Source organism: Colwellia echini, from assembly GCF_002843355.2.
In the GTDB taxonomy this organism is placed as follows: Bacteria; Pseudomonadota; Gammaproteobacteria; order Enterobacterales; family Alteromonadaceae; genus Colwellia; species Colwellia echini.
In genome coordinates, this window is record NZ_PJAI02000005.1 from 184460 (window position 1) to 207412 (window position 22953).

General features: G+C 38.7%; 11 protein-coding genes. All 11 read right to left on the reverse strand.

Annotated features, from left to right (window positions below; translation table 11 throughout):
- Positions 1 to 13: 13 nt before the first annotated feature.
- On the reverse strand, positions 14 to 838 hold the full coding sequence (locus CWS31_RS06740; protein ID WP_101344357.1) for an MBL fold metallo-hydrolase: 825 nt from the start codon (positions 836 to 838) through the stop codon (positions 14 to 16).
- Positions 839 to 955: 117 nt separating this feature from the next.
- A complete protein-coding gene (locus CWS31_RS06745; RefSeq protein WP_170252791.1) occupies positions 956 to 4999 on the reverse strand; it encodes an Ig-like domain-containing protein in 4044 nt (1347 codons plus the stop codon).
- Between the two features lie 14 nt (positions 5000 to 5013).
- Positions 5014 to 6243 (reverse strand): FecR family protein, encoded by a 1230-nt coding sequence (locus CWS31_RS06750; RefSeq protein ID WP_170252793.1) that lies wholly within the window; start codon positions 6241 to 6243, stop codon positions 5014 to 5016.
- Positions 6243 to 7571: a tetratricopeptide repeat protein gene (locus CWS31_RS06755; protein WP_101344360.1), complete on the reverse strand. Its 1329-nt coding sequence runs from the start codon at positions 7569 to 7571 to the stop codon at positions 6243 to 6245. Before CWS31_RS06755 ends, CWS31_RS06750 begins: the two co-directional genes overlap by 1 nt.
- A gap of 132 nt (positions 7572 to 7703) precedes the next feature.
- The gene (locus tag CWS31_RS06760; protein ID WP_170252795.1) at positions 7704 to 9200 is read right to left on the reverse strand and encodes a multiheme c-type cytochrome; all 1497 of its coding nucleotides are present in this window, start codon (positions 9198 to 9200) and stop codon (positions 7704 to 7706) included.
- A gap of 4 nt (positions 9201 to 9204) precedes the next feature.
- Positions 9205 to 13131, reverse strand: a complete 3927-nt coding sequence (locus CWS31_RS06765; RefSeq protein ID WP_211355804.1) for an LVIVD repeat-containing protein — start codon at positions 13129 to 13131, stop codon at positions 9205 to 9207.
- A 56-nt stretch (positions 13132 to 13187) separates the two neighbouring features.
- Positions 13188 to 15155, reverse strand: coding sequence for a hypothetical protein (locus tag CWS31_RS06770; RefSeq protein ID WP_101344362.1), 1968 nt, complete (start codon positions 15153 to 15155; stop codon positions 13188 to 13190).
- The gene (locus tag CWS31_RS06775; protein ID WP_101344363.1) at positions 15145 to 17355 is read right to left on the reverse strand and encodes a heme-binding protein; all 2211 of its coding nucleotides are present in this window, start codon (positions 17353 to 17355) and stop codon (positions 15145 to 15147) included. The genes CWS31_RS06770 and CWS31_RS06775 overlap by 11 nt, the downstream gene beginning before the upstream one ends.
- Positions 17345 to 19282: a cytochrome c3 family protein gene (locus CWS31_RS06780; protein WP_101344364.1), complete on the reverse strand. Its 1938-nt coding sequence runs from the start codon at positions 19280 to 19282 to the stop codon at positions 17345 to 17347. The genes CWS31_RS06775 and CWS31_RS06780 overlap by 11 nt, the downstream gene beginning before the upstream one ends.
- A gap of 12 nt (positions 19283 to 19294) precedes the next feature.
- Complete coding sequence (locus tag CWS31_RS06785) at positions 19295 to 20158, reverse strand: hypothetical protein (protein WP_101344365.1); 864 nt, start codon at positions 20156 to 20158, stop codon at positions 19295 to 19297.
- 1 nt (position 20159) lies between these two features.
- Positions 20160 to 22544 (reverse strand): cyclic nucleotide-binding domain-containing protein, encoded by a 2385-nt coding sequence (locus CWS31_RS06790; RefSeq protein ID WP_101344366.1) that lies wholly within the window; start codon positions 22542 to 22544, stop codon positions 20160 to 20162.
- Positions 22545 to 22953: the final 409 nt, after the last annotated feature.

Below are 22953 nucleotides of genomic sequence, written 5' to 3' on the forward strand. Positions count from 1 at the left end.
TAATTAAGGATTTTCACAGTGTGATTGATTGGCCTTCTCTACTGAGAAAAGCATTAACGTTAGATTTTATGGTGTCTATCTCATTTTGTAACTGATCTAATTGAGCATCGGTTCTTTCTGGATCATGACTATAAATAGCGAGGTTTTTAACGTTAGCTTCAATCGCTAAGTTAAGGCTCTCAGACACAAGTGAGTGTCCCCAACCAAGTTTTAACGGTAAATCATCTTCAATGTACTGACCGTCATGTATTAATAAATCAATGTTCTCAAGAAAACTTAACCATTGCGCTTTATTTGTTAATTGCGTAGGTGAGTTAATCTCATTATCAGTAACATAAGCCACGGTTTTATCATCACATGATATTAAAAAAGCCATGCCACCATTAGGATGATTGATAGGTTTTCTACTTACTTGAAAACCATTTATGTCAATAGGTGATTCTGACCACAGAGATGTTTGAAACATAATATTCGATACCAGTGTTTCTGAGCAAATAGGTGAGTAACTACCACGCATTTGCTCAACAACGGCTTCAGGCTGATTAGGCTCAGTTACTGAAGGGTAAATATTTATATTTCTTCCTTTTTGGTACACAGGTTTAAAAAAAGGAAAACCTTGAATATGATCATAATGATTATGAGAAATAAGTAGGTAGATATCATCATTAGTTTTAATTAACTCATCACCTAACACTCGAATGCCGGTTCCTGCATCTAAGATAATTTTTCTACCGTCATTAGCTTCAACTAATACACAGGCAGTATTGCCTCCATATTTAATTGTATCTTTACCTGGCGTTGGACAAGAGCCTCGCGTACCAAAAAAACTAACTTTCATAATAAATCTCAACCTGATGAATACTAATTAACTCTAACTACCTTTAACTAACTTTAATCAACTGTAATTAATTCTAATCAACTCTAAAAACGTTATGTGCAAACCTAATTTATAAGGTTAGTTATCGAGTTGAGTTAACATAAAAGCACTCACTCTAAGATCTCTAACAAAACTTAGACCTAAAACAGGATCGTTATATTCAACAGAGCTATCGACAGTACTACCCAATAACAAACGATCATTTAATAAGTCAAATAGCACTCTGTCAATTACCTCCTCGCCACCTTCATCAAACATCCAATAACCTGGGGTTGAGTAGGCATTAAAGGTAGGTGATAACACACCACTTTGAGTATCTACTTTAAGCACTAAGTTATCATTAGTGGTATTTAAAGCCGTTCCTACCGCATAAAGATTGTCGTCACTATCAAGTGCCATATCATTAATGATGGTAAAATTGCTACCTAAAGAAATATTTAACACACCTGCGCTTGCAAATAATGGATCGAGCACACCTGAGCTATCTGTTTTAACGAGATGGGAGTGACTTGATGTGAAATTATTGACACTAAAAATATATGAACTATCTGCAAGTTGGCGTAAACCATTGGCAACTAGTACATTATTTGGCAAGCTTAAGTTAAATATTTTATAGCCCGTAGTGTTAAAACTGGTATCGAGGGCTCCGTTGGGCGTTAGTTTAACTAAAAATGGTTGCGAGAAGCCTGCATTATCAATATTACCTAAACCAATTAACGTGCCATCAGTTTGTGGTATAACTTGATCAAAACTTAGCGTAATCTCAGAGGCGATATTAATAGTAGCAAATCCATTAACGAAACTTCCACCTGTATACAAGCTGCCGTCTGTAACATTGACTTTGATAACAAATGCAGAGCTAGCATCCATATTAGTGCCTGAGATGACTATCTGATTGTTTACTGTATCTAAGGTTACTTCGTTGAAACTTCCATTCGTAAAGGGCAATTGAACCGCAGCGAAGCCAATACCAGGAACAAAAGCTGCATCACTAGTAAAATCACCACCAGATACTTTATAAACATAAAGTTCAGATGCCTCGACCCCATGAATGGTGTAAATAATACTACCGTCACTTAACTCTAATGATGGTCCATAGGTAGATAACTCCATTTGTCCTCCACCTATGTTTTTAGTTTTTGATTTATCAAGCTCGCCAGCACTATCTAATACACTAACCTGAATAGCTACACCTGAAAAATCATCTTTTGGTGCTTCACTACTGATCCAAATATCACCTGCGTTAGCTGCTGATTGTAATAAATTCACGCCAGTTAACGTTTCATTACTTGAGGTAAAGTTTAACAGCTGAGTTGAATTTGCAACTGGAGAGCCATCATTTAAAAATTGTTGAAAAGCAACGTTGTTATAACTTAACGATGCATCATTACTCGCTACATATAAATTATTAGTCGTAGTATCAATAATTAAATCACTCGCTTGTTCAAAAGTAGCGTTAGATAAGATAGTTTGCGTATTAAACCCTGGGGTTATTATCCCTGTACTGTCAACTTGTCCAGTAAGGTAAGTAGCATCACCAAGGTTAAGATCAACAGAGTTGGCGACAAAAGATATATTATTTGCACTATCCACAACAAGCGATTCAATAGAAGAAGGGGCTGTAGAATCACCATCAAGGTCTGCAACAAAAGCTCCTGAACTAGCAAACCCAGTATCAAGTGTTATCGCAGTATTAGTCACATTAATTTTAAGCATTGCGGCTTCAGGAGAAAAACTAACACCATTTATATATTTTGATTCACCTGCAACAATATAGCTATCAGCAGTCAAGCTTAAGTAGCTTTTCATAAATTCAGCAGTAGTACCTGAGCCGTCAATAATTGTCTTAGTGTCAAATGAAGTGGCCACTATGCTTGGCTGAGTTAAATCAGATTGATTTAATACGGCAATACCGAAGTTGCCTTCAACTAACACAGGATCATCATCAGTACCAAAGACAACAAGTTCACCAGTAGATATCTCACTAATGCCAACTACATCAAAGTTATGATCAGTAAATAATTCAAATTCTGCGAAGCCGCTATCTGAATTTAAAGAAGCTATAGTACCTGTAACATCAATTCGAAAAACTTTAAGTACATTGTATGGGATACTTGAACTTTCACCAGAAGTGGCAATATATAAGTAACCATTAGAATGATTATAAATATCAACACCCGAGGTGTTATCTGGATTAGTAAACTCAACTTTTCCATCGATATTAAAGCTAGTATCTAAATTACCACTTGCATCAATTTTTATAACCATGGCAGTCGCTACTCCGCCATAGTCAGTGCCAACAATATAAATGTTATCAGAGGCGTCAACTATCGCTTTGCTAGCAACTTGTGAATCAGCAAAGGCAAAGGTTCGTCTACCATTATCACCATAACTACTATCAACAGAGCCATCAGTGTTTAACCTAATGGCTGATATATTTTCATCTAAGCTTTGCCCACCAGATACAGTGGTATTAACTATCATCACTAATTTACCATCAGCTTGACGCACAGTATTTACAATAGAGTCATCACCGGCATAGGAATAAGTATTAAAAGACTTTACCCCATTGGTATTAAATGTTGCATCAGGTATTAATTGTTGGTTTTCTAGAATATCCGTAATATTTACAGTGATATCTATAGTTTCAAAAATTAACGGTGCGGCTGCATCTTCTGCTTTAACCGTTAAAATATACTGTGTAGTTAATTCGAAATTTAATTCTGTAGTGTCAACAACGGTCACAGCGCCTGTATTGTCTATGCCAAAAACACCATCACCATTACCTGCTGATATGCTCCAAACTTGTGCATCACCTTCGGGGTCCACTGCAGAAATAGTTGAAATTGGCGTATCTACAGCTGAGTTTTCAGGGATTGATTGAATTAAAGGAGTTGCTGTTAATACTGGTTTTTCGTTTACAACCGGGTCAGGAGTAGGAGCAGGAGTATTCACTAATGTAATAGTAATATTAACCGTTGCCGTTGCCGAATCAAACGTGCCGTTATTTACTTTATACGTAAATTGGTCTGTTGTAACTGCTGAGCCATCATGCTGATAAGACAAAGTACCATCGCCATTATCAGTTACAATACCGTTTGTTGGTTGCGTAAAGCTTATTATCGCTAACTGACCGCTAGATGTTGTATCATTTTCAACAACATTTATGATGCTTGTTTCCCCTTGATTTAAACTGACAATATCGTCACTTACAATGGGGGCTCCTCTTGATAAATCGATCACACTTTGGTGACCAGCAAAAGCACTTTCACCACTATCATCAACACCACTAACGGTATAAAAATACTCTTTATTGGCATCAAGCCCTGTAAATACCACTTTATTATCGATTAATAGTAATCTTGCTTGACCGTCTGCAAGTGTTGAGAAGTTTTGGCTGTTGACACCATTTTCACTGGCAATAAATACGTTATAAAATAAATGGCTAGCAAGTCTATCCCAAGTGATCTCTAAATCACCTGTCGCTTTACCTGTTACTTGATTAACAACAATATTGCTAAATTGTGCGTTTATCTGGCTAAGTGCAATAGGTTGCCAGTTAAGGTTTAACGTTGCAGCGATACTGCGATCACCTAACTTGTTATCAACCCAAACATTAATAATATTAGCACCTGTTTTCCATTGATAATCAAGTGGATTAATACCATTTACAAACAAACGATACTCAGAGTTATTCGCTTGAGAAGTAATATCACAGCTTTGTGCAGCGCCGCCACAAACTTGTAATGAAAGGATATTGCTGTTGCCATTTGAGAAGTCTAGAGTCACTTGGCTAATACCGGCTAAATCAACAATATCAAGCGCTAAAGTAAGGTTACCACTAACGGTTGAATTTTGATCTGGTAAATCAATAGTGCCCGTTGCACTTTTTGTTGTACCCACATTAGCTTTGGTGGTGTAATTAAAACTAACTTGTTGTAAAGATTTTGCACTAACCGTTAGCGTTTCTTGCTCTGTTATCGAAACATTATCTGAGACTATTTTTTCATTTATCAAAGCTTCTGGCAAGCTAACTTGCTTGTCACCACCACACGCGGTAACACCGATAAAAGTCAGTAAAAAAAGACTATGAGTAGCAATCGCTTTTATGTTGAACTTCATATTACTACCTATCATTATGGTTTCACCAAGTATGAGCCATTAACACTTACGTCGTCATTTTGCTCATGTAATTCAAATTGACCGACAACACCATCTAAACCGAGTGATTCGACAAAGCCTGCTGAGATATCTCCGTCTGCTAGTTTGTCGCCATGACTAGCAAAAGTAACATCGACTTCCAACGATACTTTGTCATTTCTAATGTTCATATTACCGTTGAATAAAGCGTTCCATTGCTCCGAGCTTCTAGCATCGTTGAATGACATGTGGCCATCGCCTATCTGTCCGGTATCAAAATTAATGGTCATTTCTGCGGCAAAATTAGACAGCTCATACGTCGAGATAGCAGCCGCATTTGAGTATTTTATTGAACCTTCTTTGGCGGTAACTAAATCGTAAACATTGGTAAGCTTACGAGAATTAAATTCATCTGAACTTAAAAACGCCATATTGTTCTCATTCAAATTGTTCAATATTAACGCCGTATTTAACTCTGAACGTGTTAATGGTTGAGAAATAACAGTTGGCGATGCCCCTACATTTAAGTTATCAGGCCCTGATGTTTCCACTATATCCATCTCTTTAGTACTCATCCCCTGCTTAAAAATTAATGGCGGTTCAATATAGGTAGTAATATGACCATTCATATCAATACTGGCATAGGAATAATTTTCATCTGTGCCCAATGACAAAGTATCTCCTGATTGTGAGCCTACATCGATAAGTAAGTCGATTGCGCCATCCCATACAGCAATCCACATCATGTCATTTAATACTTCGACTTGATAATGCGTTCCACGAATACCAATACTGCCTACTGGAGTTTTCAGTTGATACTGACCTTCGTCGGCTTTAATTGCTCCGGTGATAGAACGTAATCCACCCGTAACAAGGTTAAGTACTGCTGAGTTTTTTTCAGTACCATTATTGAATTGATATTCTAAAATAATCAACTCGGTGTTTTCCTTTAAGGCGATCATACTGCCATCAACCATGCGTAATTGTGTTTTACTCGACTCACCTGTCATTACCACGTCGCTGTTAAACACTTCAGATCTGCGTTTTAATTTACGCTTTTCATCATTCGCATTCGAAAGTGCTTCAACATCTCCGGAGGCGATCATAGTTTTACCTGCTACTGCTTCTGCATCGACCGCACTCGAGGTTTCAGCTAATGACGGTAAGGTACAAAAGACAAGAGGTAAGATACTTAAAGTGACTTTAAATTTATGGGATATGTTCATTAGAATGTGTAGTTCCATGTGAGGTTCAGTTCAAGTCGATCGTATTCAAATATTTTCATCGCTAACAATTCACTTTCAAGTGATTTATCTTGAAAGTTTAGCTGCAGTAATATCGCTTGATCTTGAAAGCCGCTATAAAGTAAATCAGTTGAAAGTATCACTGAAGATGAATCACCGAGTTCATTAAATAAAGGGTTTGGCTCTTCATACGTTTGTTTTTCAAACATGACCATTGTGCTACCGCTTAGGTTTGCTGTAATGGGGTAACCAACTGTATATGAGCCAGCAATAGCGGTTTTATTATTGTGAGTTAAGCCATTGGTATTGTCATCATGATAGCCTTTGAGCATAAAGGTATATTGATAATCAGTGAAAAATCGATAAAAAGCATTCCATATATAACGATTAAAGTTCAGCTGGTCATAAGTAGCATGATCAACTTGGCTAACCACAGCGTTTAACCCGTACTGACTGTTATTATCAATTGGTTGCTGCCAACCAACCGACAGTGCATTTTCAGTACGATATAAGTCATTGGCAAACCACAATGGTGTTGTACTTAAACCAACATACCACGAAGCTTCATTTAATAACTCATGTTGATATGAAACCGAGAGGTTAACCAGTTCTCGGTTATATTCGCTGTGATCAAAAAATCGCTTTGACCTAGCTGAAACATCAAACATAACCGTTTGATTTTGGCTTAAGGTGTACTGATAATTACCACTGTATTGCAACAGAACGCTGCCATCAGCAATCTCTTTAGAAGCGTCAAATAACGGTATTACTGTCCCATCAGGTAACGTAATATCATCCAAACTGCTACCACTGTTTATATTACTATCTGAAGCTAGACCGAATGTAATGGTATTTGTCCACAATCGAGTTCGCTCAAGTAGCTGTTGATTGATCGATTTTATGTGATATTCAACTTTCTCAGTTTGCTCAGCAGTTATTGAAGACGTTTTTGACAGCGTTTCAAATTCTGAAACGGCCGCATGTAAGTTATCAATTCTCTGGTAACTTAACGCTAAATAATAGCGCGCATCAAATGAAGTAGGATCACTTATCAGTACTCGCTCGAATGAAAACACGGCTGTTTGATAACGCTTTGCACCAAATGCAGCAACACCAGACAAAAAGTCATAGGTAATATCGCCAGCTAATTCAAACTCTACTGATTTAGAAAAATCATAGGCTTGGCTATACTCTTTAGCTAAAATATACGCTTTTAGTTTAGCTAAGTCGGCTTCATCGTTGGCAAATGCCGTTGAGTTACATGACAAAGCAACTCCCACAACTGTTAATTTTATGACATGTTTAATCATTTATTTGAATCATCCAAAACCATTTTTTAATAGCGAAGTAGCTACATTAGTTACTTTTACTTCGCTTCGAAATTTACTTACTCATCATTTCTTAATCACATTTCTTGGTCATCATTTCTTGGTCATAATTGGTTACTGATGATTTATTTTCATTTTATTCATAATTTCTAATAACTTAGTAGCAAAGAGTGTGGAATTATATTGCTCATCATTGTTAACTATTGTAAACAAATCGACTATATCTTGCTGATATATTGCCTTGTCTCCTATATATACAATAAGCAAGTCAATTGCCATAACAGCTTGCTCTGCTGCAATGTAATCAGAAAACTCATCATTACTACCGGTTTTCAATATTTCGGTTAATATCAATGCCGCTGATAACTTCCGCTCTGAAAGGCTTTGCTTGCTAATGACTTTTTCTATCGCTTGAATATCAGCAAATAGCTTATTAACAACTATAGGCAAGAGTACATTATTATGTAAATTATTACGCAATGTATTTAGGTTTTCTTGCACTGATGTAAAAAAACCAGTACTAGCGGCAATGGCCAATAGCATTTTAAAATTACCATCATTTAATCTGACCGTGCCTGGTTTACTGCCTTTGCCTTTCGTTTCTGTCCATTTCAAATCTGACATGGGATGATGGCAAGCATAACAATCGAATAGTGATAGCTCTGGAAATAAACCTTTGTTATGCACTATTTTATTCTCAAGAATATTAAGTGTTTCTTTATTTGCTTCAAGCTGACCATAAATCCAGGTTATATAACTATCTCCCGACCATTTTTTACTTTTATAATCCTCATCTACAACATAATGTAATGGCTGTAAAATACCAAAAGTATCTAATTCAAAAGCTAGTCGAGGGTGTCCTGCACCCATAATATCGTGAGTTGCTTGTTTATCCTCGTTACCCAAATGACATGACAAACAAAGTTTCGCCCGTTGTTGCGGCTCATCTGTAGGATATAAACCATGTGCTATATTTTCTGCATGACTTTGTGTTGAGTCAGTGTGGCTACTTAAATAATTTTCAGCGCCACCATGACAAGATTCACACCCTACCCCATCACTTATTTGAAAACTCTTACTTTGATATTCTGTAGGCACATTATCACTATGGCAATCTAAACAAACACCTGCAGTTGTTGCCTTGCCTAATCCTAGTTTATCGGCAATATCTTGCGATTCTTGAGTTAATAAAGTTTTATAGGCTTGGGAATGCGGATCTTCGCGGCTCCAAATAATATATTCATTCTGCAGAATATTACTGCCCTCTGTTGCCGATACAGAGCCATGACACATGCTAGCCGCACAACTGGCAACACCCATATGCATTTTCTCATCTTTTTGCGGTAAATGACTTGGCATTTTTTCAGTGTGTATCACTTCATCTAGCGCTATTTCATTTGAAGCTACTTCATTCGATGCTGGTAAGTTTGAACTTATGTCAGTTGCAGTTAACTCACTAGCGTTGACTGTTAAAATAGTGCAAATAGCAAATACGCCAATAGCGAGTTTACTGATTGAAAATATGCGGCTGGCCTTAACTTTATTGAGAGTTACTTTCTTGCTAATAAAATTATTAATAGTTACATTCTTGATAATAAATAATCGTTTCAATTTATTACTCCTTTGCATCTGTTGAAGGCTCAGCAACTGCTTTAATCGCTTTAATTTCGGCAAGCTGTTTTGCTAATTTATTAGCGAGTATTTCAGGCACAACCAATTTCGGGGTTTCAACGCCAAAATGAATTTCCTTGCCAACTTCTTCAATCGTATCTTCAACAAACCACGGCTTATTGTTTTTATCAAGATACAAACCTTTCATGTCAGCTTCAGTTAAAGGGCCAGAGCCTAAACGACTAAATACAGAGACTTGACCACCCGTTTCATCAACGGCTCGATCACGCTCTAAACCACGCGATAACGATAAAGCGCTTGAACTTGTTGGATACCACGCAATTAATACAGGTTTAGGATCAGGACTAAAGCCATAAAAACGCGGTTGCGACTCTGGCGAAGTCAATTGCACTACCTTAAGCCCTGCTGCACCGTCGGCAATATAAGCAAATAGTGAGGCGTTAGTAGAAGCAATAACTACATCTTGTGCATCTGTTAACTTACCGTTGGCATTAAATACCTGATATGTTTTCATCGATTCAGGTTTAGTAATATCAACAATCGCCAAGCCATCTTTTCCTGCGGCAACGTAGGCAAAAGTTCGTGAAACAAATACGCGATTAGCTTGCTCAAGCTTAATAGTATTATCAGTCACCACAAAAGCGTTTTCTGGCTCAGTGATATCAATTGTTTTTAAGCCATCAGCATCGGTCACAAATAAATATCTAAATTGCTGTGCTACTGAGTGCCCTTTATTTAAAGCAACTGTCGTTAAGTATTTAGGTTTTAATGGGTTATCTAAATCAAGCACCACTAAACCTGCATCGGCAATAATATAAACGTATCTGCCGCCAACCGTAATATGCTTAGCGCCTTTAAGAACATCATTTTCATTCCATGTGAGTGCGCGAGTTAAAAAGTTATTACGCGGCTCACCATCAGCTAAGGTATCAATATTAGTTAAAATTAAGCCTTCTTCTGCATCTGTAATTAAGGCATAAGTGTAAATAGGATGGGTTGGTTTTTCTTGGTTAGCAACGCGCATTAATTCACCTTGGTTACGCTCGGGCGCTACAGGCTGCGTAGTAACTAATGACACACAAGTGGCATTGGTGCTTTCAACGGTAGTATCTTGCCCTAACGATGACGCAGGTGAGGTAATAATACGCTGACTTACCCCTTTATTGGCAATTGAGGCGACATCATAAACTACCATGCCTTTTTCGCCTGCTGCAGCATATAAGTATTCACCTCGAAGCTGCATACAATTAACTTGCCCAGAGCTATGGCTGTAACCAATATCTATCTCCATTTCATTTTCAATATGCTGTTGATAAAAATCAGGGTAAACATATTTTTGTAAATAACTGCCGATAACCGCTTGCGGCTCTTCCCATTCGGTTACTTGTACCGCTTCAACACTTTCACTACCACCAACATAAGCGTGGTAACCAATAAAGTCGATAAAGTCAGTACCAAGCCCTAACGTTTGGGTGAAAATAGCGTTATTGTCGCTGTCTTTCGATAAGTGACAATCACTACATACGCGAGTTTCTTCTTTACGCACCGTATGCGCAAAGTGTGGATTCATCGCCTGTGAGCTATAACCACTGGCAGATATTGGCGGTTGTTGTACGTATATTTTTTCACGGCTTGAATTAGTTGAAGATAAAACAAGCCCTGAGGTTGATCTAATTGGCGCTATTTTTCCGCCATTAATATCACCTCTTCGGCCTAACATGAATATTTGATCGCGTACTACTTGCGGGTTATAACTTGCATAGTTACGTGACTCGCCCCCTTCGTAATGCTTACTTTCTGTTTTCCAGTTTGCTTCTATTGGTAAATGACAACCGCCACAACTTGTCGTCCAAGACTGATGACAGGTATAACATTCCATTTCATCATTACTGTGCGCTAAGTTATCGGCTTCAACATCAGTTCCCCAATGTTGATTAGTAGTATCTTTCGCCATCATTTTTGAGCGTGCGGCTTTAGCATTAAATTCTTTATTCTTAGGGTCTACAACATCTTTTAATAAACTCAATTTCCATTCTAAATCAGGCCATAATAAACTGCGCTGATATAAACCATCACTCTTCCATTCAAAACGTTTTTTACCATCAGGATTACGAATTAATGATAAATCAGTACCGCCCGGTGGCGCTGCAGGTCCTGAGGTTTTTAATGATGGATAATCTTTAACTGTGCCGTGACAATCAACACAGTCTATTTCTACTGCGCCCGCAACTTCGCCATATACATGCCCATTACCGTGGTTGTCTTGCGAGAAATGACAATCGACACAATGCATGCCTACATCTAAATGCACCGAGGACATATGTACACTTTTATCGAATTTTTGCGGATCTTTGGGATCAATAACTTCGTTTTCTTTATCGAGTAAATTACCTTTTCTATCTTTTTTAAATACCGCTCTAAAGTTCCAACCATGACCATGATAATCAGCAAACTGGGTATCATTCATTTCATCATTTTTGGTCCACACATCGCGTAAGAAGTCTTGCTCAGACCATAAACCACGAACCGCGGCACCTTCTGGGTTGGTTTGCATCGACTTAAATTTTTCTTCGTCGGTAGGATATTTTTGCTTTTTAGGGAACATCGCCGGTGCATCGGCTTCATAATCCCACATGGTGTAACCTAAAAAGGTATTCATAAACATATTTGGCTGATGCATATGACACGACATACATTGCGAAGTAGGAATGGCACGAGAAAATACGTGTTTTATCGGATGACCGTCTTCTTGTTTAGCAATAGTCGGGTCAACCGTTTGGGTTTGCCCAGTATGACCAAATTCTGCATATGGCCCCGAGTGGCGAGGCTCTCGATCGTTAGCATAAACAACATGACACGACCCACAACCAGAGGTTCTAAAATCACCTGGGTTGTCATTAGTGCCTAAAAACCACATTAATGGATCGTTTAAACGTGTTTTATGAGTATTAAGTAAAGGTACAGAAATACGACCGCCGGTGCCATTGCCACGGTTAGATTGTTTTATGTCAGGTCTGCCTGGCTCTTCTAAACGCTGTAACTGGCCTAAAGAATTTGGAATAGCCGTTTCAGGAAACTGATTGATAATATTACGTCCACCACGTTCAAATACACGAAAAATATCGCCTGATGGTACGTTTTGCCATTTGGGTAATGGGTAAAGAATGGGTAATACACCATGATCTTTTGTAGCTTTTTCAAAGTCGGCTAATGGCGGACCTGCGATCGCTGTAGCTTCACCTTCTCGAGTATATGCTTCACCTAAAATATAGTTTTTATAAGGCAGAATATTATTCGCATAAGATGCTGCGCCATATAACATGGCGCCTGTTGCCATTATGCTACGTTTTGCGGCTTGAACGGTTGGCATATGACAAGCCCCACACGACTCTTCAGCAACTCTTAAATCAGATGGGTTTACAAAACGCACATATTCAGGAGATTCACGGTTTAATAAGGTGTAACTATTTTGTGGATTAGCACTGGCAGGGAAATTCCAATCCGCAGGATAACTCGGTAATACATGAGCTTTATTGAAACTCTCAGTATAAATTGCATCATCCTTCTTGGCATCAAAAGGTTTAATAACCGCTGAATTTCCGCCGTGACAATCAGTACAACCTAAAATAACCCCCGGACTTTCATGCATGGTCATACTGTCAGTGTCGGTATGACAGGTTAAACACCCGGTACTTTTTTGCAATGCTTGCTCAGGTGTTTGGTTTTTAGGTGCAGGAGGCGTGTAGCTATAATTCACCGCAACTTTATTGTATATTCCTGCGGCTACAACGGTGAATGAGCTCAATGCGCTGAAAAACAAAACACATAACACTGCCCATGCGGCAATATTAGTCGTGATTCGACTTAGTAGATTTTTACTGTTTGTTATCATGTTAATTTTACAGTTCATAGTGAAAGTTCATAGTATTAATACAACTCATACATTTATGGGCAGCCATAACGTAATTAATAAGCCAGAATAATGTTGGTCAAAATAGAGTAAGGCGTTCCGTAATCGCTTCCATATAACTGGTCAAAACCTGATCCAGAAATAAGGGCTGCGGCAGAGAATCTAACCACTACATTTTGCGATTGAAACGGTCGCCAAATAAGTGCTGCAGATAAATCTTGTCCTAAGTTTTTATCAATATTACCCTGTTGTCTTAAAGTTTCTAATACACTGATATCGTCAAACCATAATTGATTCAGATTCATAGAGACTTTTAATTCAGGTAAAATATCGGCATCAAAACCAAGTCCAATTAAGCGTAAACCTGGATTAATAAAGTTTGATTGCCCTTGCTCTTTACTTGAACGTAATGACGGTAAAATACCGTTACGCCCTGATAACGCCACGCCGCCCCCACCAATTAAAGGTACGGTTTGACGAATAAAAAAACTGGTGTCAGCGCCAGCAAATTGCGGGTTTTCAAAAATAGCATCAAAACCTTTAGCAACACCGTCATAAGGATCGTCATCGCCAGAGGCTAATAACAAAGACAGTTTAGGTCTAAACCAATCAACATCTAACGACAACTCTGTTGCTAGAAAATAGGCATTAACTTCGTCTGTTGCATCACGATAACGTGCATCGGTTTGTTCGCCTAAAGCATAATAAGCCGAGCCAGTTACATTAACGCGTCCAAAATGACCATCGCCACTGTAACCTAAGTAAGTAACATCATAATCACGTGAAAATCGCTCTTCAAACAATGAGGCTGGACGAGTAATAAATCCATTGGTGTCATACTCAATTTGACCTTTTTCACGATTACGGTTGTAGGTAACACTCGCTTGTGAAACAAAACCTTTCACGGGAAAATCTTGCCAATATAAATTAGCAGTAAATACATCATCATTTCTAAGCGGTTTAGTGACATCATTTAAACCACTGTTAGTATCTTTTTCTAAGCGCCTAAACCAAGCAATATTATATTGAAAAACGTTATTACTACGATTACCAAATAAGCGAATACCTAGTTGCGAGTCTTGAAATAAAAAGCCACGAAAATCCGATGAAAATGGCTGAATTCCGATACGTATACTGTCAAAATCAAAACGATGCGAAACATTACGTAAGTGTTTATCGAAAAACGCAGCTTGAATGCCAACAAACTTATCGGTACGTTTAGTACCATTATCACTGCCAACACTTGGGTCTATGTTGAGTATGCCGCGCTCATCAAATTCAACTTGGTTGAAATTAAAAACAGCCGTTAACCTAAACTCATAATCTGGCGGTCGAAAGACGGTATCGCCTTTGTATACCACTTGCTCAACCACAAAACTTTGACTAAACACACTACCATTACCATTGGCTATGGTATCTAAGCTATTGGGTTTACTTGTGGTAGCGTTACCTACAGGTATTGGAAAGTTTCTATTTTCAATAACGGTGTCAGAAATGGCAATTATGTTATAAAACCAATCTTTTCCCCAAACCGGTATATCACCTTTAAGTGGATTTTGTCCGTTGTAAGGGTCCCACAAATTAGTTTCAAGCCCTAGCGACTCAACTATACCCCACCTGTCTTCTACAACAGGGCCTAGCGCAATGGTTTCAGTCCAAGGGCTGATCCTTTCATCATCATTACAGGGTGTTAATTGGTACTCATCCACAGCGCGACCTGGACGTTGCCGTGCTGCTTTTACAATACCGTCACCACACAATAAATGTGCTGGCACAATACCCGTTTTACTCGCTTGACTTTGCACCGCGGCTTTATCATTTGTTTGCTTTTCAGTTGTCTTTGCTACTGTGTCTGAGCCAGTCACTCCAACTGCCTCTGCAACTGTCGCTCCGACTACACTTTCAACTGGCTCTGCAGTTTTCTCTTCAATTTGCTCTGCAAAAGCAGTCGGCATAGCTAGGTTGAATACCATGTTAATTGCTATGTTGAGTGCTAAAAAAGTAGCTGCGGATTTAAATACCATCACAAACGTCCGCTTCATCAGAGTTTATAAACGGGGCTTGTGGGCAATTCACATAACGTAAAATTATTGATTGATTTGGTAGGTCTATTTTATCGGCGCGTATCGCTTGTGGTGCATTACTTAAATTAGTTGCCAGCGCTAAACCTGCTTGATGTACCGCCAAAAATGAAATCATATCATCTTGATCAACGCCATCACCCGATACTCCAATACCACCTATTAACGTGTCGCCTCGATAAATGGGTACACTACCTGGGAATATTTGAATTCCATTCGCTAAACCAGCAATTTTATTCGGGTTAGTAAAAGCTGCAGTTGTTGAAAAACCAGTATTGCCAGTACAGTTAGTGCCAACATCTGGTACTGCGCCAAGTACAAAAGCAACATGTTGAATTAATGAGTTATATATTAAATCTGACTGTAGGCCAACACTGAATACGCTCCATTGCCCTGCTGGTTTACTTAATGGGCCAGGAGGACCTGCGATAGGACCATCAGGGAAGTTAGGTCTTGATAAGTTACCACCCGCGCGATCTGAGAATGCAGTAAACTCACCTGTAGTTTCTAATGCTTGAGGTAGCCCTATAAACGTTTGTAAACTTGATACATAGTCGCTCAGATCAATCAGTGGACTTGTTAGTAAGGGGATCCCTCCAGATAAATCAATAGGCTCTGGCAGTGCTGCTAAATATAATGGTGGTGGCAAAGCACGTAATAAATCGGCAGGGGCATTAGTTAACTTACCTGTACCTGAGAAAAAAGCTGCGGTTCTTGCTTTTTGCAACGAGACATCTGAGCCAAAAATGGGTGCGTCTCGAGTTCTTGCCATGCCTAATATAACGCCGTTGGTGTCAACAACTGATACTGAAACTCGAGCTTGTGAGCCATTTGGCTGACGTATTTGTGCGCGAGTTTTATTAGCAAGGCTAATCGCTTGATTAAGTAATTCTTGTACTTCAACTTGGCTTAATTGATTACTTGCTAAACCGCCAGGTTGATCACTTGCCGCCGTTGCAGGAAAACGATTATTATCATTACTATCAGCAAAAATAAACGCATCAATACTATTACCGTTACTGTCTTTAAATAAGTTGGAATCAGCAGGAATAATGCCCGAGCCCGGTTGACCAAAAGCAACACCGGCTAATACCGTGCGATTAATATCACCTGCACTAGTCATATCAGCTTCACCACCGTCATAATAACCAGGAACAGCAACAAGGCTACCGACCACATTATTAATATCAGTAAAAGTAGGAACAGAAGTTAAATCTGTGGTTTGTAAATCGTTTATCAAAGCATCACTAAAGCGAGCGGTTTTGCCAACAATAGTGATCACATCGGCACGCCTTTCAAGTGGTGCGGCAAAACCAAATGTACCCGCTAAAGCAATTAGCTCGTCGCTATCAAGATCAAAATTACTGATCACTTTATCTAAACCGTAAATACCGTCTGAAATAACTCCGATAGCGCCAACAGGTGTACCTGCTTTATATAAAGGAAATCCACCTGGGTCTGCAGCCAAGCCTAACGGTGCTCTTAATGGGCCTGCGCTTGGGGTATCTAATGAGTTAAAGCGTAAATTAAAATCATTACAAGCCAGTTGACTAAATTGCACGCCAAATAAAGGACCTGATGGCGCATTATTTTCGCCTGGATTAAAGTTTTCTTGGATAATTTGACTAGCCGTGCGAGTTGTAAAAGCATTACCTTCTGAAGAGATATAACTACCAGTAATCGCTTTAGAGATAGCCGCCATGGTATCGGGAATAATATTTACGCCCTCTAAACCACCAACAACAGTTGGAAATGAAGTATTAGCTGTAGAGCTTATGGTAATAAACTGTTCAGAGCCCGTCATTCTGTATACGCCAAGTACATTACCCATGCGATCAGTTACGGCTATTGTCGCTTTCGCTTGCAGCGCTTGTGCCTCGGCAACGGCTTGGCTAATAACTTGTTCAACATCGGCTTGCGTTAACAATGAAGTTGAGGATGCGCAAAAGCCGATACAACCATTTGCAGTACTATCGCCATTACTGTTTGCAATTGGTGTGTTATCCACTGCTGAAACTTCAGCTGTGTTATCAGTGCCCTCACCGCAACCACTTATTATTAACGTTAAAAAAGCGACAAAAAAGAATAAAGTCGACTTAGGCAAGACCTTAGACAATACTGGAGAAAAAATATTACTCTTCATCTTTGATAGCCTCCACTTTACCTTCTGTACTTGTTGCTACTGGCTGATAAGTAAAAGGACTTTTTGAGTGGTTTAACGAGTTATGTTGTAAAAAGTGACCTACGCCATTACTCGCACCTACTTTGCTAGCACTACCTAGAGTATGAGTTTGGGTGTCATGAAAATTATGACAATCAATACATGTATTAGGGATTAAATTTTTACTGTTTTCACTACCATGACATTGCTGACAATTTTCGATATCCGGCATTAAAATATCATTACTCAGCTCTGATGATGACGCTGCATGACACGTTTCACATTCATTAGTTTGGTGCGCATCATGGGGGAATTTAGCTGCAGGTAACCACTGTCTTGTTAATTTAACGGGTTGAACCTGCCAAGGTAGTTCAGCATTACTATCTTTAGTTACCACATGACAAACATCACAGGCTTGGCGTTCAAAAATATCAGTTGCCGCCACGTAAGCTCGGCTTTCAGCCCAAACTAAGGCATCAGTTCTGATAGTGTCTTTAGTCAATTTTTCAATAGAGGCTATAGTATTTTCATTCAATGAATGTTCAAAATCTTTACGTAAACCTTTATCTCTACCCGGTCTTCTCGCGTCTCTTACCGTAAATAAATCTCCCGCTTTAACAATATCCGCTTGCGTAGCATCTTTATTTAAATTCTTGTAAATATAACGAAATGCATAATATTCTCGCATCATTAACAGTACTTCATCAGGCGAGCCATGCGGTACTACACGCATAGGATCATCAACGTCAAATGTTAAAGCATGACAACTTTGGCAATTTTTCTCCATCGTAATTGGCTGCATTTCACGGCCATTACTTTCAGCAACATGACAATCAGCACAAACAAGAGTTACATCACCCGTGGCTGATTTAATCCCCGCTGGGTCCATATGTAATTGATGTGAAAATTTAAGATTAGACTCTTCGCTACTTTTATTATCTGTTAATGCAATACGTTTCGGTTGCCAATCAATAATGTTTTTGATGCTCTTTTCATTATCAGTTACTGCGGTTAACACGCTGACATTAAAAGCTGGGTGATCATGTTCAAAGTCAGTCGCTCGATCAAGTTTCGCATGCGCAGACTGGGTATTTTGATCACCATTAACCATCAAAATTTCTATTGAGTCGACATGACAATCAACACACATTTGCTGCGAGTAATCAGCCAACGTTTGTTGTGGATTATGCTCTTTATGACAACTGGCACATTGAGTTTCTTCATTCACCGATGCCGATAATGCGATATCACTAACGTGTCGACCAACTGTGCTATGACATGATTGGCAGGTTTCATTACTTGTTGGTACAAATAATTCGGTATGACATTGGGCGCAATCATCCCCCATAAACTTGTGCGGTTTAATTAAATCTCCGGCTGACCACTGACTATCACTTGGCAATGGGCTTTGTCGCAAAGTATCCATCCATGACGGACTGATAAGTCCGATAACTGGTAATACTAAGCATAATAGAGTTATCGACAAAAACAGTGTCCAACTCCAGCTGCGCTTACTCATGTTGATATCATTGAAATTTAACTGATAGCGTTTTTGTAACGCAGCTTGTTCAATAACATTAACACTGACCAAAACCACTAAATCGTAATTAGATTCTGTCGGTAGTAAGGCAATTTTATGGCCTGATATTTCAATTTCTTCGCCAACAATTAAAGTGCATTTTTTTACCACTTCATTATTTTTAATAACATATTTACCCAAGGAAGCGCTGACTTTTCCGGCATTGTCTTGGATAGTTATTTTGGCATGATTTAACGCTACTTTAGGATCGGACAACAAGATATTTTGATTGGTACCACGACCAATACTTAACACATTATTGTTATGTACTACTTGCTCAGAAACTTCTCCTTGTCCCTGCTTATTTATATATCTAATGAGTAATTTCATGTTAATTCCTTATTACCAATAGATAAATACTGAGACAATATGTGTGATTAACGCTGCCAGTAAGGCAAATGAAACAGGGACATGGATGTATAACCAAAACTGTAATTTTGAATTATGTTTAATGTCTTGGCGCAATACTTTTAACGCCCGTTGTCTGCTACCAAACAAGTCGATAATTTTTTTAAGTTGTTTTGACCTTGCTTGCTCGGTCACTTTAGCTAATTCAATCACCAGTAACTCAATGCAAGTCGATTGATTTTCATTGGCTAAAATTTTGTCATCAACAACCAAGTTTGATTTATCTTTAATGCTAAGTTGATTAAATAAAGTACCGCCAAGCTCAGTACGCTCGAGTGCACTATTGATCATTAAGCTTAATTTTTCAGGCAAACCTTTAGCGAGTGAAGTAATTTGACGATCAAAATCTTCAATGGATTGAAAATACTCTTCTGTTGAAATAGAGTTTAAGTTTTCTCTTTTTTTAACCGGTAAATAAACATAAGCCCACGCACCGTAAAATCCACTAAAAATAGCAAAACACATTAGTATGTATGCGAAAGTATGTACATTCATGCCAAACTGAAAACCGGTATGTAATGTTGCTAACACCAGTAAAGCACTACCTAAATAAACATGGGCTGATAACCAACCTTTCACTGTGCCAAAGTTTGAAGCGTAATCTCGCTTGCGTCGGCCAAAGTACATTAAAAATACTATTAATAACGCCGACACTGTACCTATGGTATAACCAAACCAAGTACCGCCATTTTTAGGCTGAGCAGGATCATGAAAAACATAAATAATTGAGAAAATAACCGTTGTCCAAAGCGCTATTTTTAAATAACGATAATTAAGATAAGAAATAAAATTATCCATATTATAAATTAACCACTTCAATGAAATTTTCAGGGCTGATACGATTAGCAGCCCCCGTAGGACACGCTCTTACACAAGCGGCGCCACCTTCAACGTCTTTACACATATCGCACTTCACTGCTTTTTTTATGTTATCGCCAGCTTTTACCTGGTTATCTCCTGGCTTTTCACCCACGTTAAAAAACATTTTGCTCCAAAAGTTACTGTTTTTCTCTTTTGGATATGCCATTTGAATAACGCCATAAGGACAATTTCGTTCACAGTTACCACAGCCAATACAGCTATCGTTAATATAAACTTCACCGCCTAAACCGCCACGTTTAATGGCATCAGGTGGGCAATCAGTCATACAACTTGGGTCTTCACAATGTCGACACGAGGTTGGCACATGTACATGTGCAAAAGTAGGCCCTGCTTTGCGATTTAATCGAGAAGTCCCTTCATGCGTTGCAGCACACGCGGTTTCACAATTATCACAACCAACACAAGCATCTTCGTTAATCAGTAAAACATCGGTTGCTTCACCTAAACCTTGCTGCATTAAAAACGATAATATATCACCGGTATCTTTATCATTTTCAAGTTGGGTATTTTGTAAATGGCGCTTTTGAACCTCTAATTCCATGGTTTCGCGCAAGGTAGGCGACTGCGCTAATAAATCATTAAATGAATCACTGTCTATTGAAATAGTTTCAGTTTTAACCGTAGCAGTAATAGTTGCTGAGCGAGTGGTATTACCTAATATGCCCATTTCACCAACAACGTTATTGGCGGCAACGTAGGTCATCGGAATGTCTTTGTCACCGACCCGTTTTGACACAGTAACAGAGCCACTTCGGATCACATGTAAACAATCCGCTTCATCGCCTTCTTTAAATAACACTTCATTGGGCGAGTATTGATGTAGTTGTGCTTTTGAAACAATAGGTTGTAATATTTCAATCGGCAGGTTTGGCGCAAACTTACCTTGAATAGTACGCATAATAAAGGTTTCATCTAATACACGTTTTACCGCTTCAACGGAGTTAATCAACTTGATCATGGTTCGACGCGGCGTTTCAATCACAATACAGTCATCACCTGCCAGTATTGTTGCTGAGCGCCGACGACCTGAGATTAAACTCATTTCGCCAAAGAAGTTGCCCTGCCCACTAATAATGGGTTTAGGGCCAATTTCAATCGACACGTTGCCTTGCAAGATGGTGTAGAAAGAATTGGTATAATCATTTTTTTGAAATATTTCAGCTTTAGGCTCAAAAACATGTACTGTACTGTCGAGCATTAATTCTCGAAAAACTAACGCTGACAATGGCGCAAAAACAGGTATTTGTTGTTGCATCATGCTAAGAATTTCATCAACTTCCATATCAAATGGCAATGCGGCAAGTTTAGCTTCTAATAACGGGTGATCGGCAGGGTTGATATCATTACCCAGAATGTATTCAACGACTTCATAACCTTGGTTCATCGCTTGTTTAATTAGCGGATAACCACCTAAAGCGCCGATAACATACATGCCTTTTACATTCGATTCATACTGACTCGACAACACAGGAATAGAGTTAGCATCACTATTTGGAAATTCAATACCGAAGGACTCAACCAGAGCGCGTGGCGGAATAGCACCTAATCGCGCAATAATACGGTCAACAGGAATAGTAACTTCGCCAGAAGCGGTTTTTAAGGTAAAGGTGCCGGGTTTATCTTGACCTGGAGTAAGGTCAACACGATGTGGGTTAGTATTGTAAAAACACTCAACCTCTTCTTTATCTATAGCAGCGGTAATTAAGTTTAAATTACCTTCTTTGGCACGAGCAAATTCGTCGCGTCGGTTAACAATGTAAACGGTATTGTTTTGCGCTAATACTACGGCATTTTCAATAGCCGCATCACCTGCACCAACAACTACAATTGACTCATTTTTATGGTCATCAGGGTTGTCGAGGGTATATTGAACAAACTCGGCATCATCACCTTCAACACCTAATTTTCTTGGATTTCCCTGAACGCCTATGCCTAAGATAATAAACTCAGCTTTTATCACATCACCATTAACTAAAGTAATGCTAAAATCGCCCTCTTGACCTTCAATTCCCGATACCGCGGCATTGTATTGAATATTGGCGCCTTTTGCTGCTAAGCCTTTTTCCCATTCTTCAAGAATGGCTTCTCTTTTACCGGCATCAAATGCAACGGGGCTACGCAAAGGTAAAATGCTAGGCTCAGCCATAACATGTTTACCTTTTTGATATTTTTGGATGGTATTCGCTATTTTAGGGCTAGCTTCCAATAATACATGTGAAATATCTAGCTCGGCGGCATGAGCTGCGGCGCTAATTCCGCCAGGCCCTGCACCAATTACGACAATCTTATATTGTTGAGTCAATTTGAAGCGCCTTGAAGTTGCTTGGAGAAATACTGAATTTATCGTTAATAACGAATATATTTAAAAATACGAACAAATGTAAGTATATGTAAATAATGTAACTTAGTCACATACATTCATTAAAATATTTTAAAAATAGACGTAAAATTAAACTATTAAAATTGGACATATGCCTAATAACCGATTTATTAAGTTAACAAGGGTTTTTACACTGTAAATTTTATAAGGCAAAACGATATCAAACGGCGTTTTGATTGAAAACACTTCAGGCTTGTAAGGTTTTATTCCCTACAACACTAGGGATTAACGAAGTACATCATTACTGATACCCGTAATATAAAATATTAGGAAATTAAGGGATTGGGATTGGGACTTTTAAAAATAACAGTAGGTGGTATTTATTGTAAAT